The 17,605-nt window shown below is 34.7% G+C and carries 14 protein-coding genes; 9 read left to right on the forward strand and 5 right to left on the reverse strand.

Going from position 1 to position 17,605, the window contains the following annotated elements:
* From dnaA to G6R40_RS00030, 6 genes are all read left to right on the forward strand, one after another.
* Positions 1-1,452 (forward strand): chromosomal replication initiator protein DnaA, encoded by a 1,452-nt coding sequence (dnaA, locus tag G6R40_RS00005; protein ID WP_165130355.1) that lies wholly within the window; start codon positions 1-3, stop codon positions 1,450-1,452.
* A gap of 72 nt (positions 1,453-1,524) precedes the next feature.
* A complete protein-coding gene (locus G6R40_RS00010) occupies positions 1,525-1,989 on the forward strand; it encodes a low molecular weight protein-tyrosine-phosphatase (protein WP_165130357.1) in 465 nt (154 codons plus the stop codon).
* Positions 1,990-2,688, forward strand: coding sequence for an SAM-dependent methyltransferase (locus G6R40_RS00015; RefSeq protein ID WP_165130359.1), 699 nt, complete (start codon positions 1,990-1,992; stop codon positions 2,686-2,688). It begins immediately after the preceding gene.
* A 21-nt stretch (positions 2,689-2,709) separates the two neighbouring features.
* A complete protein-coding gene (locus tag G6R40_RS00020; RefSeq protein ID WP_165130361.1) occupies positions 2,710-3,762 on the forward strand; it encodes an AI-2E family transporter in 1,053 nt (350 codons plus the stop codon).
* Positions 3,763-4,080: 318 nt separating this feature from the next.
* Positions 4,081-5,274 carry a glycine C-acetyltransferase gene (gene kbl, locus G6R40_RS00025; RefSeq protein ID WP_165130363.1) on the forward strand — a complete coding sequence of 398 codons (1,194 nt, stop codon included), beginning with the start codon at positions 4,081-4,083 and terminating at the stop codon, positions 5,272-5,274.
* A 103-nt stretch (positions 5,275-5,377) separates the two neighbouring features.
* Positions 5,378-5,554 (forward strand): phosphatidate cytidylyltransferase, encoded by a 177-nt coding sequence (locus tag G6R40_RS00030; RefSeq protein ID WP_165130365.1) that lies wholly within the window; start codon positions 5,378-5,380, stop codon positions 5,552-5,554.
* A 48-nt stretch (positions 5,555-5,602) separates the two neighbouring features.
* Here the strand turns inward: G6R40_RS00030 and G6R40_RS00035 are convergent, their stop codons facing one another.
* The gene (locus G6R40_RS00035) at positions 5,603-6,097 is read right to left on the reverse strand and encodes a DinB family protein (protein WP_165130367.1); all 495 of its coding nucleotides are present in this window, start codon (positions 6,095-6,097) and stop codon (positions 5,603-5,605) included.
* A 23-nt stretch (positions 6,098-6,120) separates the two neighbouring features.
* A complete protein-coding gene (locus G6R40_RS00040; protein ID WP_165130369.1) occupies positions 6,121-6,414 on the reverse strand; it encodes a rhodanese-like domain-containing protein in 294 nt (97 codons plus the stop codon).
* A gap of 139 nt (positions 6,415-6,553) precedes the next feature.
* Here G6R40_RS00040 and queG point away from each other — a divergent pair, with 139 nt between their 5' ends.
* The 3 genes from queG to alaS all read left to right on the forward strand — a co-directional run bounded on the left by queG (position 6,554) and on the right by alaS (position 11,239).
* Positions 6,554-7,480: a tRNA epoxyqueuosine(34) reductase QueG gene (gene queG / locus G6R40_RS00045; RefSeq protein WP_165130371.1), complete on the forward strand. Its 927-nt coding sequence runs from the start codon at positions 6,554-6,556 to the stop codon at positions 7,478-7,480.
* Between the two features lie 174 nt (positions 7,481-7,654).
* Positions 7,655-8,332 carry a TIGR02117 family protein gene (locus tag G6R40_RS00050; protein ID WP_165130373.1) on the forward strand — a complete coding sequence of 226 codons (678 nt, stop codon included), beginning with the start codon at positions 7,655-7,657 and terminating at the stop codon, positions 8,330-8,332.
* Between the two features lie 303 nt (positions 8,333-8,635).
* Positions 8,636-11,239 (forward strand): alanine--tRNA ligase, encoded by a 2,604-nt coding sequence (gene alaS / locus G6R40_RS00055; protein WP_165130375.1) that lies wholly within the window; start codon positions 8,636-8,638, stop codon positions 11,237-11,239.
* A gap of 352 nt (positions 11,240-11,591) precedes the next feature.
* Here the strand turns inward: alaS and G6R40_RS00060 are convergent, their stop codons facing one another.
* The 3 genes from G6R40_RS00060 to G6R40_RS00070 all read right to left on the reverse strand — a co-directional run bounded on the left by G6R40_RS00060 (position 11,592) and on the right by G6R40_RS00070 (position 17,135).
* Positions 11,592-12,758, reverse strand: a complete 1,167-nt coding sequence (locus G6R40_RS00060) for a hypothetical protein (RefSeq protein WP_165130377.1) — start codon at positions 12,756-12,758, stop codon at positions 11,592-11,594.
* Positions 12,759-12,777: 19 nt separating this feature from the next.
* On the reverse strand, positions 12,778-16,269 hold the full coding sequence (locus G6R40_RS00065; protein WP_165130379.1) for a hypothetical protein: 3,492 nt from the start codon (positions 16,267-16,269) through the stop codon (positions 12,778-12,780).
* A 386-nt stretch (positions 16,270-16,655) separates the two neighbouring features.
* Positions 16,656-17,135 carry a SixA phosphatase family protein gene (locus G6R40_RS00070; RefSeq protein WP_165130381.1) on the reverse strand — a complete coding sequence of 160 codons (480 nt, stop codon included), beginning with the start codon at positions 17,133-17,135 and terminating at the stop codon, positions 16,656-16,658.
* Positions 17,136-17,605: the final 470 nt, after the last annotated feature.

Below are 17,605 nucleotides of genomic sequence, written 5' to 3' on the forward strand. Positions count from 1 at the left end.
ATGGATGAAAATTTAAATTTAATTTGGGATAAATGCCTTCAGTTTATGAGAGATAATCTCAATGCAGCGGAGGATCATTCTGACCTTAAGAAATTGGAAAATTCTTTTGATTTATTATTTGATAAAGTTAAACCATTATCTTTAGTGAATCATAATTTAACGTTATTTGTCCCAAGTGATTTTTATAAAGAATATATTGAAGAAAATTACTTGTCTTTGTTATCTGCTGCACTTAAAAAATATATTGGAAAAGGTGTTAAGCTTTGGTATTCTGTTATGGAAAACAAGCCTACAGGACAAGAAGCGCCAATTACAGTTAATGTAAAAGGCAACAGCACACAAACACCAAAAATCCAGGAAGCATTACCAGTTCAGAAAGAAGTTAACATCAATCCTTTTGTAGTACCGGGCATCAAAAAAGTGAATATTGAGTCTAACCTAAAAGCTGATTTGTCTTTTGATAATTTTGTAGAAGGTGAGAGCAATAAGTTGGCTGCAACAGTAGGGAAAACCATTGCAAAACGTCCTGGCTCGACAGCTTTTAACCCTTTATTTGTGCATGGTGGTTATGGTGTAGGGAAAACGCATTTGGCACAAGCTATCGGATTAGAAGTTAAAAACTCTTGTCCAGATAAAGTGGTATTGTACCAATCTTCAGAAAAATTTATTCAAGACTTTATAAAAGCAGCGAAGTCTCAAAACAAAACAGATTTCCAAAATTATTATCAATTGGTTGATGTTTTAATCATTGATGATATTCAGTTTTTGTCAGGAAAAGCGGCAACACAAGATAGCTTTTTCCATGTTTTTGATTATCTCCACCAAAATGGAAAACAGATTATATTAACATCTGATAAAGCACCAGCCGATATTATGGACATCCAGGAACGTATTGTTTCTCGTTTCAAATGGGGATTAACTGCAGAGATCAAATCACCAAACTTCGAGACAAGACGCCAAATTATCGTTGATAAATTGAGTCGCGATGGGATTGTGCTAACAGATGATATGTTGGATTTCTTAGCAACTGAGGTGAAAACCAATGTTCGCGAATTGATGGGCGTTATCAATTCTGTGATTGCATATTCTACGGTTTACAAATCGGATTTAAGTTTAGAACTTTTAAAAGAAACAATCAACAAAATTGCAACGACTCAAAAGAAAACCATCAATATTCCCTATATCCAAGAAGTGGTTTGCGAATATTTTGGAATCAACAGAGAGTTGCTGTTGTCAAAATCTAGAAAAAGAGAAATTGCTTTGCCCAGACAGTTAGCTATGTATTTTGCTAAAGAATATACCAATTCTACATTTACCAAAATAGGCGAAGAAATGGGCGGAAAAGACCATTCGACGGTCATGTATGCTTGCGATACCATTCGCGACGTATCAAAGATTGATAAAGAAATTAAAAAATACATCAAAGATTTGAAAGAGCGTATCAATCATTAATCGATGTAAAATAATACTATAAAAAGGGTTTAAAATTTTTTAAATCCTTTTCTTTTTTTATAAATTCATCACATGAAAATTTTAATGCTTTGTTTAGGGAATATTTGTCGAAGCCCTTTAGCCGAAGGTATCTTAAGAAGTAAACTTTCTAACGATCATGATATTGATAGCGCCGGAACTATCGCTATGCACGAAAGCGAAAAGGCCGATAAGCGTTCTATAAAAACGGCTGACAATCATCATATCGACATTAGCGAGCATCGCTCAAGACCAATTACTTCGAAGGATTTTGATGATTTTGATCGTATTTATTGTATGGATCTTCATAATCTTGAAGATGCTATTTCTATGGCAAAGACCAAAGAACATCGTCGAAAAGTAAGCTTGATTTTGGATGTTTTGGAAACGGGGAATGATAACGAAGTTCCGGATCCGTATTGGGGCGAGATGTCCGATTTTGAAAAAGTTTATCAAATGTTAGATAAAGCCTGTGACATCATCGCAAAGGATATTAAACTTAATTTTAAAACCAACTAAATGCTGTATTTATTACCTGCGTATTTGTCAGAAAATTCACCGATTGATTATTTTGCGCCGACAATCCGTGAGATTATTATGAATCTAGATCATTTTTTTGTGGAAAACGAAAAAACAGCGCGTCGCGTGATCAAATTTTTTGCACCCGAAAAAAAACAATCCGAATTAAAACTTTATGTACTCGATAAATATTCCGAAACTGCAGATTTAAAAGACGCGCAAGACTTGATGAAATCGGATGTCGATTTTGGTTTGTTGTCAGAAGCTGGACTGCCCTGTATCGGTGATCCAGGAAATATCATGGTGAAATGGAGCCACCAACATAACATAAAAGTTATTCCTGTCAATGGACCAAGTTCTTTTGTTTTGGCTCTGGTGGCGAGTGGTTTCAATGGGCAACAATTCAGTTTTAGTGGTTATTTAGCAATCGATAAACAAGAAAAGAAAAAGCAAATCCAACATCTCGAATCTTTGATGCAAAAGACAGGTTTTACCCAAATTTTTATGGAAACGCCTTATCGTAACAACCAAATGTTAGAAGATTTGTGCAAATTTCTTTCGCCACAGACGCAGTTGTGTGTCGCCGCCAATATCAACGATCCAGAACACGAATTTATAAAAACAAAATCGATTAAAGATTGGTCAAAACAAAAACCAGATTTACATAAAATTCCTGCTGTTTTTTTGATAGGAAAATAACAGATTAAAAACACCAACATCATGAAAACAACCTTTCCATTCTATCTAAAATTATCATGTGTACTTGTCAGTATTGTCGTTTTGGGGTTTTTAGCCAAACTTGGCGAACGCATTATTGTGCCTATGATTTTGGGTTTGCTTTTTTCAATTTTGTTGACACCAGCATGTCGATTTTTAGAAACTAAAATTAGGCTTCCGAGGAGTTTTGCATCCATTGTTGTATGTATTTTGGCGATGTTAGCAATTTCGGGAGTTGTGTATGTTATGGCGTTGCAGATCGGGAAGTTATCCCAAGATTGGCCAGCTTTTCAAAAACAAATTATGGATTTGTTCGACCAATTGCAAAGTTGGTTTTATAAAACTTTTGGTGTTAAACAAAGTGAGCAATTAACTTATATTAACGATACCGCCAGAAAAAGCATCAGCACAGGGACGGCTATTCTTGAAAAAATTGTCAGTTCGGTTTCTTATGTTTTGATGATTTCGGCATTCACATTTTTGTTTACTTTATTTTTTCTAATCTATCGAAGTCGACTGGTGCTTTTTCTGGTCATGAGCTTCAGTGATGATAGTCATAAAAATTTGGTCTACGAAGTGGTAGAAAACATTCAGTTTATGGTGAAAAAATATCTTGTAGGTTTGTTTTTACAAATGCTGCTTGTGATGATTTTGTCATTCATTGCCTTTACGATTATCGGGATAAAATACAATGTCATGTTAGCCGTTTTGACAGGTGTTCTTAACATTCTTCCATATATTGGGATTTTTACTGTTTTGTTAATTGGTGTTTTAATTACGTTCGCAACATCAGGTTTGAGCAGTGTTTTGTTCCTTGTTATTTCTATCATAATTATTCATGCGATCGACGCCAATATCATCATGCCAAAAGTTGTAGGCTCGAAAGTTAAAATTAATTCTTTAGTTGTTATCATCGGTTTGGTTATAGGAGAAATGCTTTGGGGGATTTCAGGGATGCTGTTAACGATTCCGATTTTAGCAATTGCCAAAATTGTTTTCGATAGGATAGACCATACCAAAGCTTGGGGCTATCTCATGGGTGAGGAAGAGGAATAAAAAATGATAGTATCATTTATGAATATTTGTGGAATATTTAACCAATGTTAACTCTGGACTTGCATTAGTTTTGCAATTAATATATCAAAACACTTTAGACAAAGATTCGTTATTAAGTTTAATAGTTGAGCGAAATTAAATCAAATTAAACAGTCTAAAATGCAATATTTCAAATTAAATTTTTCAATATTAAAACCATTCTTCGGAGTGGTTTTTTTATGCGTTAGTTTTTGGTTTTATTTAGATTTAAATATTTAAAATCGTTTTTATAACGGCAGCTTTTTTCGTATTTTTGTTAAAATCGAAAATATAGCAATTATGATTTCTAACAAGTATTTGGAATATTTACAAAACGAATTACAAAACATCGAAAACGATGGACTTTATAAAAGAGAACGTATTATTACATCTCAACAATCTGCGGAAATTGAAGCTAATGGAAAGAAGCTACTCAACTTCTGTGCCAACAACTACCTAGGACTTTCTAACAACTCTGAAGTGATGAAAGCGTCACAAGATGCCATTGCATCACATGGTTATGGGATGTCGTCCGTACGTTTCATTTGCGGAACACAAGATATACACAAAGATTTGGAAGCTAAGATTTCTAAATTCTTAGGTCTTGAAGATACCATTCTTTATGCAGCGTGTTTTGATGCCAATGGTGGGGTTTTCGAACCATTGTTTACCGAAGAAGATGCCATAATTTCCGACGAGCTCAATCATGCTTCAATTATTGATGGCGTAAGGTTGTGTAAAGCTGCAAGATACCGTTACAAAAACAACAATATGGAAGATCTGGAAGCGCAACTTATTGAGGCTTCAAAAAAAGATCATCGTTTCAAAATTATCGTAACAGACGGTGTTTTCTCAATGGATGGCATTGTTGCGGATCTTAAAGGTGTTTGTGATTTGGCAGACAAATATGACGCTTTGGTGATGGTGGATGACTCTCATGCAACTGGATTCATCGGGAAAACAGGCCGTGGTACGCACGAAGCTAACGAGGTTATGGGACGTGTGGACATTATCACATCAACTTTAGGAAAAGCTTTAGGTGGTGCTTTGGGAGGTTTTACTTCGGGAAAAAAAGAAATTATCGACATGCTTCGCCAAAGATCAAGACCTTATTTATTCTCAAATTCTTTGGCGCCAGGTATCGTGGGTGCAGCTTCAAAAGTTTTGGATATGATTTCGGATGATACAAGCCTAAGAGATAAGGTGATGGAAAATGCATCTTATTTTAGAACCGAAATGAAAGCAAAAGGTTTTGATATCCCAGATGGTGATGCTGCTATTGTTCCTGTAATGTTGTACGATGCACCACTATCTCAGAATATGGCGGAAAAACTGATGGATGAAGGTATTTATGTAATCGGATTCTTCTATCCAGTTGTTCCAAAGGGCAAAGCGAGAATTAGAGTTCAGTTATCTGCGGCACATACCAGAGCACATTTGGATAAAGCCATTGCTGCTTTCGAAAAAGTTGGAAAAGAATTAGGTGTAATTTAATACATCTAAATTATTAATACTTAAAAATCCCGTTCCTTGAGCGGGATTTTTTAATGGCAATATTCTTGCTTAGATTTTAGCCTAACATTCAATCACCATTATTATGAAAAAATTATCACTAGGAATTATTGCAATATTTGCACTTTCCATTTTAACAAGTTGCGAAGCCATTAATACTATTTTTAAAGCAGGAATGTGGTGGGCGTTTATACTCATGTTTGGAGGTATTGCTTTGATTATTTGGTTGCTTTCCAAATTTATGGGAGGTGGCAAAAAATAAAAAGGTGGGAAATTTTCCCACCTTTTATTTTATATAAACGAACTCAAATTACATCGTCTCATCTGCTGAAGGTCCATAGATTCCCGGAACAGGAATGTCTAATAATCTTAGATACACACTAAGTTGTCCTCTGTGATGGATCAAATGATTGGTGATGACAAATCGGTAAGCGCCCATTTTTTGCATCACACCGATAACATGTTCTCCATATTTGAAAGTCCATTCGTCAAACCAAAACTCATCGGATTTAGAATTTGCAAATTCGATGTTTTTTGCTAAACCCGCTTCTAAAATTTGGATAAGTTCTTCAAAAGTAGCTGATGGGTTAGGTTGGTAATCGGTTGCATAATTGAAAGAATCGCCTTCCAGCGCATTTGGTAACCACGATTGCAGCTCTACAATATGTTTTGCTAATGCACCTGCAGATATCGATTTTTCATGAGGTTTCCAAGTCCAGTGGTCTTGGTTAAGACGCTCCAACAGACGTTTCGTATTATCTGTTTCGCGTTGCATTTCTATGATCAAACTTTCTTTAATGCTCATCTTGTTAGATATTTTAAAGAAAATTATTGTTTAAGATTTTCAAGAACTTCGCTCAAATCACTATAAGCCCCACCATTGTAAACATCTGTCAAACCTTCTGCCTTGAAATATTCTGTAGCTTTTCCAGAACGATTTCCGCTTCGGCAGAAAAATATTTTTGTACCACTTAGGTTAAGAATTTCTTGTTTACGATCTTCCAACTCGCCTAACGGAATATTTTGTGCTTCTTCGATGTGACCATCCATTTCCAATTCCATAGGTTCGCGAACATCGATGAGATGATAATTTCCCGATAATAGGATATCTTCAATTGCCATTTTAATTTTTTTTTATTGTTATTAAACAAAACTACAATTTAATTTTTGGATTCAACTTTTCAACAATTATAAATTTTAGTAAAAACTTTTAAAATTTAATTTCATCGAAAATTTTATATTTAATTATAACTTTGCAGCAGTGATTTTTAATGCACAAAATACACAACTTATCAAAGAGAAAGCTAAGAAATTTGGCTTTCAGTCTTGCGGTATTTCCAAATCAGAATTTTTGGAAGAAGAAGCACCTCGTTTAGAAGAATGGCTAAAAAATAATTACCAAGGCGAAATGCAGTACATGGAAAATTATTTTGACAAACGTCTTGATCCAAGATTGTTGGTAGAAGGTTCAAAATCGATTATATCGTTAAGTTATAACTATTTTCCCAAAGAAGATATTTTTGAAAATAAATTTCAGAAAATCTCAAAATACGCCTACGGACAAGATTATCACGAAGTTATTAAAGAAATTCTACGCGAAATGATTTTGGAGCTTCGGGATGAGATTGGCGATTTCGAATGTCGTGTTTTTGTAGATTCAGCGCCAGTTTTGGAGCGGGCTTGGGCAAAAAAATCAGGCATTGGATGGGTTGGCAAAAACGCAAATCTTATTACAAAACAAAATGGTTCTTTTTATTTTTTAGCGGAAATAATTTGTGATTTGGATCTAGTTTATGACAATCCAACAACCGACCATTGTGGGACTTGTCGCAAATGTATTGAGGCTTGCCCTACCAATGCGATTGTCAGCGATAAGTTAATCGATGGATCCAAATGTATTTCTTACGCCACCATAGAATTAAAAGAAGAAATCCCGTCTTTTTTCAAAAATAAAATGGAAAATTGGATGTTCGGATGCGATATTTGTCAAGATGTCTGTCCTTGGAATCGTTTTTCGGCACCCACTTTAGAAGAAAAGTTTCAGCCTAATGAAGCTCTACAAAATTTCACCAAAAAAGAATGGATAGAGATGACGCAAGAGATTTTTTCTTCGGTTTTCAAAAAATCGCCTGTTAAGAGAACCAAATTTGCTGGGCTTAAGCGCAACTTGGATTTCCTGTCAGATTAGATTTTTTTGGTGTACTTTTAGCCTGAATCTCAATCGAGGCTTTTTCTCTCTATTTTGCATAGAATAATTTGTATTTATCTGCCCGAAATTGCTTATTTCGCGTGTTAAGAATATTATTTTTTTATGTTAAAAATTTTAAATTTTATTCTATATTTATTTTTTTAAATTCAGTTAATGAAAAAAATACTAATCAAAGTTTTAAAAATGATTGGCCTTATCATCGGTGCCGTTTTTTTGTATCTCATTTTAGCGTTTTTGCTACCCATGATTCCTGTCCAAGCCGAGGAAACCAAGAATCCCAAAGTTGTCGAAGTCTATATTCTGACCAATGGTGTCCATACGGATATTGTTGTGCCAACAAAAACTTCACACATCGATTGGAGCACCAAAATTTTATACGCGAATACCAAAGGGAAACAAACGGATTTCAAATACACTTCTTTCGGTTGGGGCGACAAGGGCTTTTATTTGGATACGCCGACTTGGGCGGATCTCAAATTTTCAACTGCTTTCAATGCTGCATTTTGGTTAAGCGATTCGGCTATGCATGTCACTTTTTACAACACCATGAAAGAAGGCAACGATTGTAAAAGAATGATGCTTACCGAAAAACAGTATAAAAATTTGATAGCCTTTATCGACAAAAAATTTGTTAAAGATACTAACGGAAAATATGTTTTAATTCCTACAGACGCTGTTTATGGTAAAGATGACGCGTTCTATGACGCCAATGGAAGTTATAGTTTTCTCTATACTTGCAATACCTGGGCAAATAATGCGCTGAAGGCAGCAGGACAAAAAGCAGCACTTTGGTCACCGTCCGACTTTGGAATATTTAGACATTATAAATAGTTAAAATCAAAAAATAAGTTCTGATTTATAATTTTTTTTGGGCGGACAATTCGCGCTATCCGCTATATCTTTTATTGAGCCTTTCCTTTTCCCAAAGCTTTCAATAAAAGGATGCCGCTTCTATCGCGGCCGCAATCCCAATTTAAGCCTTGTTAGGGCTCAAAGCCCTAACAAGGCTCTGCAAAAAGCCATTTTAAAATAAGAAAAGCTTGTTTTTTTTATTCCTAAACTCTTTAAAAATCACTAAATTTGCCAACTTAGAAAACGCTTAAAGCCTATAGCTTTTTGCTTAAAGCCAAAAATATGACTTCACAAGAAATACGCCAGCAATTTTTAGACTTTTTCAAAAGCAAAGAACACCTTATTGTGCCTTCTGCGCCTATTGTTTTGAAAGATGATTCCACTTTAATGTTTTCCAACTCTGGAATGACGCAGTTTAAAGATTATTTTTTAGGATACAAAGAACCAAAAGCCTCTAGAATTGCCGACACTCAAAAATGTTTAAGAGTTTCAGGAAAACATAACGATCTGGACGATGTTGGTCGTGATACCTATCACCATACCATGTTCGAAATGCTAGGAAACTGGTCTTTTGGCGATTATTTCAAGAAAGAAGCCATCGATTGGGCTTGGGAATTATTGACGAAAGTTTACGGAATTCCAAAGGAAAATCTTTACGTCACTATTTTTGAAGGCGACGCTTCCGAAAATTTAGCTAGAGATACCGAAGCTTACGATTTCTGGAAAGCGCATATCGACGAAAGCCGCATCATCAACGGAAATAAGAAAGACAATTTCTGGGAAATGGGTGCAAGTGGACCTTGTGGACCCTGTTCAGAAATTCACGTGGATTTAAGAACGGATGAAGAAAAAGCAAAAGTTTCTGGTCTTGAATTGGTGAACAACGACCATCCTCAAGTGGTGGAAATCTGGAATCTTGTTTTCATGCAATACAACCGTAAAGCAGACGGAAGTTTAGAAAATCTTCCTGCAAAACACATCGACACCGGAATGGGCTTCGAGCGTCTTTGTATGGCTTTACAACACAAAGAATCGAATTACGACACTGATGTTTTCACACCTTTAATTGCTAAGGTTGAAGAACTTTCAGGAAAAAAATATACCGGAATTTTAACCGACGAAAAAGATATCGCAATTCGTGTGGTTGTAGATCATATTCGTGCGGTTTCTTTCGCTATTGCAGACGGACAATTGCCTTCTAACAACGGCGCTGGCTACGTGATTCGTAGGATTTTAAGAAGAGGAATTTCTTACGCTTACCGTTTCTTGGGTATGAAAGAAGCTTTCCTTTTCGAATTAGTTTCAGTTTTGAAAGCTCAAATGGGTAAATTCTTCCCAGAACTTGAAAAACAAGGCGTCATTGTAACGGAAGTGATTAAAAGTGAAGAAGAATCTTTCCTAAAAACCATTGAAAGTGGCTTGGTACGTGTTGAAAAACTCATTGAACAAACCATCGCTAAGAACGAAAAAGTACTTCCAAGTGAAGAGGTTTTCGAGTTATATGACACTTACGGTTTTCCAGACGATTTAACGAGAATTATTGCGGAAGAAAAAGGTTTAACCATTGATGAAGCTGGTTTCGAAGCGGAAATGCAAAAACAAAAGCAACGATCTAAAAAAGATTCTGCTGCTAAAGTTTACGATTGGGTGGTTTTGGAAGAAAAACCTGAAAATTTCGTTGGTTACGACAAAACAGAAAACGAAGTAACGATTACACGTTACAGAAAAATTGAAAATAAAGACGGTGAATTCTACCAAATTGTTCTCGATAATACGCCTTTCTATCCTGAAGGTGGTGGACAAGTTGGTGATAAAGGAAGTTTAGAAAACGCCATTGAAAACATCGAAGTTTTAGAAACTAAAAAAGAAAATAACTTGATTATTTCTTTAATTAAGGAACTTCCAAAAGATGCAAGCGCTGTTTTTTACGCTAAAGTAAACGCTTCCGACAGAAGAAATTCTCAAGCCAACCATAGCGGAACTCACTTGTTGCACGAAGCTTTGAGAGATGTTTTGGGAACTCACGTAGAGCAAAAAGGCTCTTATGTAGGTCCAGATTATTTGCGTTTCGACTTCTCGCATTTTTCTAAGATGAATGAAGAAGAATTGGCTTTGGTAGAGCAAAAAGTAAATGCTAAAATCAAAGAAAATATCGCTTTGCAAGAATTCAGAAGCATTCCTATTCAAGAAGCTTTGGATAAAGGTGCAATGGCTTTATTTGGTGAAAAATACGGTGATAATGTAAGAATGATTCAGTTTGGATCGTCTAAAGAACTTTGTGGAGGAACGCATGTAAAATCAACGGGTGAAATTGGTCACTTCAAATTGGTTTCCGAAGCGTCTGCAGCAGCGGGAATCAGAAGAATTGAAGCTATTTCTGGCGATAAAGCTCAAGAATATTACCAATCTTTAGAACATCAAATTTCAGAACTATCTCAGTTGCTAAAATCGAAAGATGTTTTAAAATCTGTTGAAAAATTATTGGAAGAAAACCACAGTTTAAAAGCTGAATTAGACGCTTTCAAAAAAGAAAAAGCAAAAGGTGAAATATCCGACTGGAAAAACGCTTACGAACAAAAAGGCGACAAGCAACTCTTAGTAAAGAAAACATCTTTGGATGCCGCTTCTGTAAAAGATATCGTCTTTGAATTGAAACGTGAAATTCCAAATTCTGTAACCATTATTCTTTCTGATGCCGATGGAAAACCAATGATTACGGTTGGCGTTTCTGCAGATTTAGAAAAAACCTACCAAGCGGGAGCTATCGTGAAAAATTTAGCGAAGGAAATCCAAGGCGGCGGCGGCGGAAATCCAGGTTTTGCAACCGCAGGTGGTAAAAATCTTGACGGAATTGAAAATGCTTATCAAAAAGCCTTAGCGCTTTAAAATTTAAAAGCCTTATAAAACAAACAATCGGGAGTAACAATGTTGCTCCCGATTTGTTTTTGGTTAACTAAAAAAAATGATTAATTATATAGATAGTATTAGTGTTTTTTAAATTTTAAACTTTAAAAAAAGTAACAATTCATTCGACCTAGGCTACAGGAAGACGATAAAGCAAGTAGTAATATCCTTTTAGCAGTTTTTATTTTATAGATGTTAGATTGAAAAACTTTAAGTTTTCTTGATTTCGGATTGTGTTCAAATACGAAGTTTTCTACAAAATATTGACTTGTCGAATGATTGTTACAATTTTTCCTTAGTTCAAACAATACAAATCACCTACTTGCTTTTTTTGTTATTTTGCTGTACGGTAAGGGAAGTAGTTAACGACCTTTTCCATAAGATTGTTCATAAGCTTGTCCGTTTCATCGATTAGAGAATATTTAGACCCTGCATTTTCGTCAAGTTTCCAAACCCAATCGCCGGTTTTTCCATCGAATAAAGTGATTTTGATAACGCCAGATTTGCTGTCTTTATTTTTCATTTGTTGATCAAAGTCACCTGCAATTACAGCATCTACGCCCAAAGCTTTAGCGATTTCTTCTTTTGAAGTTGTGTAAAGCGTTGGCATAATGCCACTATTTTTTAGTTTTAAATTAGTGGTGCTAATGTCTTGGAATTCAATGGAATATTTGTCTTGATTTCTAAGTAAGAATTTGTAAAGACTCTCTTGGATTTTTTCCTCGATTTCTTTTTCGTTTCTTACACGTTCTTTTTTACTGGTAATTTGCTTTTTGTTTTCACCCTCAATTTCTACTGAAAAAGGGAGAATAGCAATGGTTTTGTGTTCTTTGATATAGTCGTCATAACGCTTGGATAAAAAGATATTTTTGTTCTTTGACTTGTCCAAGCTTTTTTGAATATCTGTACTTTTTTGAAATAAAATACCAGTTAACGGATCTCCGCCAAGTACGCCTCCTGTGGCTGCGCTTAGTAAAATATTACCTACACCAGAGCCTTTTTTCTTTTTTGGTTGTTCTGTAATTGTAGTTACAGCGGTTGTGATAGCATTAGCTGTATTATTTGTATTTGCAGCTGGTGTTGATGTATTAGCAGATGCTGAAATCATATTGATGTTTTTTGGTTTTTTTACCAAAGCATCGATTAAGCCAGGGTTGCTGTTAAGCGTGTTGACAATATTTGGATTCATGCTTAATGCTAAAACAACATCGTCATTTTTGGTTAACATTTTTAAAAAATCTGGGCTAGCATTTATCGTATTGATAATTGCAGGAATGTTTGTTACCAAATTTAAGATTTGAGGTTCATCAACTACTGCATCTAAAAGCTTTTCGTTCATATTTAATGAATTAACAAGCTGAGGATTAGCATTGATGGCATTTAGGAGTTGAGGGTTTTTCTTAATCGCCTTTGTAACTTGCTTACTTGGTGGCATCAGCATTTGCGCATCTAGTTGTGGCAAAGCACTCAAAAGAAATGCAGTGAATAGAAGTTTCTTCATGATTCAAGATTGTTTGTTATTATTTATTTTCGAAATAAGGGAAATTTTTGTTAAGTCGTTTGATGACATTGGCTACAGTTTTTGACATATCATAAATTCTGGTTTTAGAATTTTCGTTGATATATTGCCATAGAACCCTGTCATCATCTTTACCGAAAATGTTGATGGTAAACTTCGATTTGTCTTTCGGGTCAAGCGTTGGATCTAGGATAGATGCCGTTGTTTGTGAGAAGGTTTTTTCTCTTAAACTCACATTGTCGTATTTGTGTGACAGCGCATCTCTTCCGAAATCAAAGAACTGAAGATCAATCATATCGTTGAGTAACATTTGATTGATTTTTGAGTTAACGATAACTTCGGCTACCGTTTTTTGTTCTTGGGTTAAACCTTTTGAAATTTGTTTATAAAGATGCTTGTCGATGCCCAATTCTTCTTTAATTTCTGGACTTTCGAAGTTGGCGAAGATTTCTTGCTCATCACCTTTTACAATTCCGTTGAGAATGCCTTTGCTTTCTGAAATTTTATAAGCTAAAACTTCAATTTCTTCTGGTGTTTTATTAAGGATTGTAAAGTCTTCATCTGTAGAAATTCCTAAAAGACTATTGATTTTTGAACGATTATTAATCAGAATATCTGCTGCTTTTTCATTATTTCCTAAAAATCCTGAAAGTGCTGTTTTGTCACCTTTTAGAAGCGAAACGACAGCGTCTTTGTTATTAAGAATTGCATCAGAAGCTTTAGACATTGCAACGTCGTCAAGCCCTAGGTTAAGGTCTGAAAACCAAGCTTTCAAAGTGCCAGTTGGCGAATCGTCTTTTAGTAGATTTCCAAGAACGCCTGTCGTACTGCTAACAATTTGTGCAAATTGACCAATCTGGCTGAAGTTAAGCTCTATTCCGAAAAGATTCCTATTTTGTTGTAATAATGACGTTACAATATTGCTAATATTTCCACTGTTAATATTACTGATGAAATCTTTGTTATTGCTGATAAATAATCCTAATTTTTGAATGTCAAGACCTTCAATATTATTACCAAATAATTGACTGGCATTACTTGTCAGATTGTTAAGTATTTCATCTTGGTTGAGATGTAACAAACCTGAAATATTGTTTTTGTCTAATAATATGGATGTGTATTTTTGAGCTTCATCTGTATTGAGTTTGTCTCCCAAAATGACAGTGCTATTAGTCAAAGCGAGATTTACCAACCCAGAAATATCACCATTTATAATGCTGCTAACATTGTCTTTATTTTTTAGGATTAAATTGGTGTAGAACGATGTTGACTCATCACCGATGCTTCCTACCAATCTGCCAACATTGTTCGTGAGCGCGTCTTTAAGAGCATCAGATGCATCGCCAGAAGCTAGTTTGCCGATAAGTTCTGTATTGTCAATCAAGATATTTCCAAATTCGCCCAATTGATTTTTGTCCAGAACTGTTCCCAAAATTTTGCTGTCTTTGGAGAATAGGGAAGATAACATATTTTTGGTGTCTCCGTTTACAGCACTTCTTAAGAATTCTTTATTATCGCCCACTAACTTTGCAAATTTCTGTACGTCAACATTTCCTATCTGATCACCAAATAATGCCAAACCTTGCTCCGACAGTGTTGTAACAATAGATTGTGTATCGCCAGACAAAAGACCTTTTATAGCATCTTTGTTATTGAGTAAAGCGCCATATTTTTGTGCTTCTTCAGCAGGTAACAATTCGCCTATCAAAGATGTATTGTTCATTAATAGATCGGTGGTGAAAGATGAAAGATCACCGCTCATCGCTTTGCTGATTAAACTCTGATTTTTAACAATTAAATCCGTGTAGAACGAAGACGAATTATTTGCCACAACGCCTGATAAACTCGAAATGTTTTTACTTAAAACATCTTGTAAAAGATTTGAAGTATCGCCAGATGCTAACTTCACAATAATATCTGAGTTGTTGTTAAGTATTTCCCCGAATTTCCCTAACTGCGCACTACTCAAAGCGGTTCCTAAAATGTTACTGTCTTTACTAAGTAGCGAGTTCAGCATTTTTTTAGGATCCCCATCCAGCGTACTTTGTATAAAGTCTTTGTTGTTAGCAATCAGTTTTGCAAATTTCTGAACGTCAGCATTTCCGATTTGGTCACCAAAAAGTTGTGCACCACTTTGTGTTAAAGTTGTGATAATGGATTGCGTGTTTCCAGAAAGAAGTCCTTTTACGGCATCTTTGTTCGCCAGTAGCGCTGCATATTTTTGTGCTTCACCGAGAGGTAGTTTTTCCCCGATTAAAGAAATATTGTTAACCAACAGATCTGTAGTTAATGATGTAAAGTCACCTTTCAGCGCTTTACCTACCAGATCTTTATTATTTAAAATTAAATTTGAATAAAATGATGCGTTGTTACCACCAATCATGCTGGTAACTTGTCCAATGTTTTTATCTAAAACATTTTGCAAAAGGTTACTCGTATCACCAGTTGCTAGTTTTGCAATAATACTTGCGTTGTTGCTAATAGCTGTATTCAGAAACGAATTTTGTTCTCCCGCATATTTGCTGGTAATACTTCCAACATTGCTGGAGATAATATCAAACATAATTCCTTTGGTATTGCCGTCCATCACATTCTGTACAATCTTGGTGTTGTTTTGGATAAGCTTTACAACTTGTGGATTAAGATTAAGCTCGCTTCCTAAAAGTGATGCGTTATTCGAAACCAAATCACTGAATAAGTTGGAGGTATCTCCCTTTGCTAGTTTGTTTATCGTTTTCGAATTCTTAGCCGCAATTTCGGCAACTTTTTGCCAATTACCTTCTGGTAAAAGGGCTCCGGCAATAGATGTAATCGCGGCAATATCACCAGATTTCAACTTTTGGAAAAATTCGCCTGGCTTTGTAATAACATCTATTAAAGCATTTGGGTTTTTAATAAATTTTAATGCGTGGATACCAGGGATATTTCCTTTAAGTTGAGAAATTGCCAAATCGCTCATCGCTTTAGATAAATTCTGCCAACCCGTTTTTTGGTTATCAACTTCTAAGTCATAGGTACATATAAGAACGGCGTCTACATTTAATAATTTAGCTAAATAAGAAGGCGGAAAATCTCCTGGATGTAGAAAATAGCCAATATCCTGAAGAAGTTTATTGGTAATCCTAATGTCCTGAAGATAAATTTCGGATTTGTAATTGTCGAAAACATCCCAAAATTGTTCTTGCAACAATTTGCCTACCATTTGTTGATTTTCAAATTGTGTTTCTGCCTCTTCCTCGGTATATTCTGGAGGTTTTATGTAGCTAATGGTCGTGTTAAAAGGGATAATGGCTATCTTAACATGATCTTCAATCTCTTGATCGAGGTTTTCATCGGCGTAGATAACATCATTCTGATTAGATTTTAATAAAGTCGCGTACTTGCTAGCGATACTAATTACAGAAGTGATTTGACCAATTTGTCCATTGAACTGGGCAATAGGGAATAAGGTTGCCCCAAACAGTAAAAGAATTGAACACTTTCTTCTAAGCATGGTTTTTAGTATTAGTGGATAAAAGTTTAGTTTTTTTAGAATCGAAATCCTGTTTTTTCAATCTAGGGCAAAAATGCTCTTAATTACTTCTAAAACTGAATTTTTTCAAGGTAGTTTTGAGGTAGTTCAACAACTACCCGCATGGGTAGTTTGTTGTAAGGTTTTGATAGTCAATAACTAAATTAGTTTGATGAAATTTTAGTTTTATTTTTTATGAACTTAAAATTTTTGGAAAACACAGCGGTTATATTATTTTATACTTCTAAGGGTTTACTCAATTTGGGTTTATAAATCAAAAAAAGACGAATAATTTATCCGTCTTTTATTTTTAAAATACCAATATTAAATTAGCGATTTTTCTAATTTAATGGATTATCTTTTTAAAATTAATGAATTGATTTTGGAGAATAGAAATATAAAAATTTCTTTTTTGAAGTTTCAAAATCGGACCAACTGTCACAGTCTATTTCATATCCCGCAACACCACAAGTGGGAAGATTAACAATTTCGTCGCTTAGATAATTTGCAAAATTCGAGATGCCATTGTTATGGGAAAAAATTGCAACTGAGTTAATATCATCGGATAATCCATAAATTAGATTTTCAAAGTGAATTTCTCGGGCATTATACAATTGTTGTTCGGTATCGAAATCTTTATCATAAATTTTTGAAAACACGTCGCAGGTATCTTTTGCGCGTTTTGCGGGACTACTAATAAAACAATCGATTGCTGTATTTTTCTCTTTAAGAAATTCGGCCATTCTTATAGCGTTGGATTTTCCAACTTCTGTTAATGGCCTGTCAAAATCGTCTATGCCTTCTGGCCAATCGCTTTTTGCATGTCGTATTAGTAGAATTGTTTTCATAGTTTTTGCAATTTTTGGAAATTAAAATTAAGAAAAAAATCTTTTTAAAATGACTTTTATTTTAAAATCAAACTGCTATACATAAAAAAAGAGAGAAAACTTATGTTTTCTCTCTTTGGTGACCTTGACGAGCGTATCTTCAAACACTTTTATCGATGATTTGGTTCGATTAAGTCAAATTAAGAATGAATTATATTCTTCCATCTTATCAAGCAAATTCTGTTAAACTTTTTGTTTAATGTAATTTAATAATCTAAAAATTTAGAAATTAACATTCGAATAGTAAGTATTTATTTAGCTGTTGTGGTCTTGTATTGATAACTAAAGAAATATCGAAATGTTTAATGTAAGATTTGGAAAAAGGTTTGAAAAAAAACGGTGAATGGCTTCTATCAGTATCTATCTTTATTTATTTTCACTTTCTTTGCAAAACCTGTATTTAATATATTTGTTAAGGTCAATATAATTTA

Origin of the sequence: Chryseobacterium sp. POL2, from assembly GCF_011058315.1 — a bacterium.
Classification (GTDB): Bacteria; Bacteroidota; Bacteroidia; order Flavobacteriales; family Weeksellaceae; genus Soonwooa.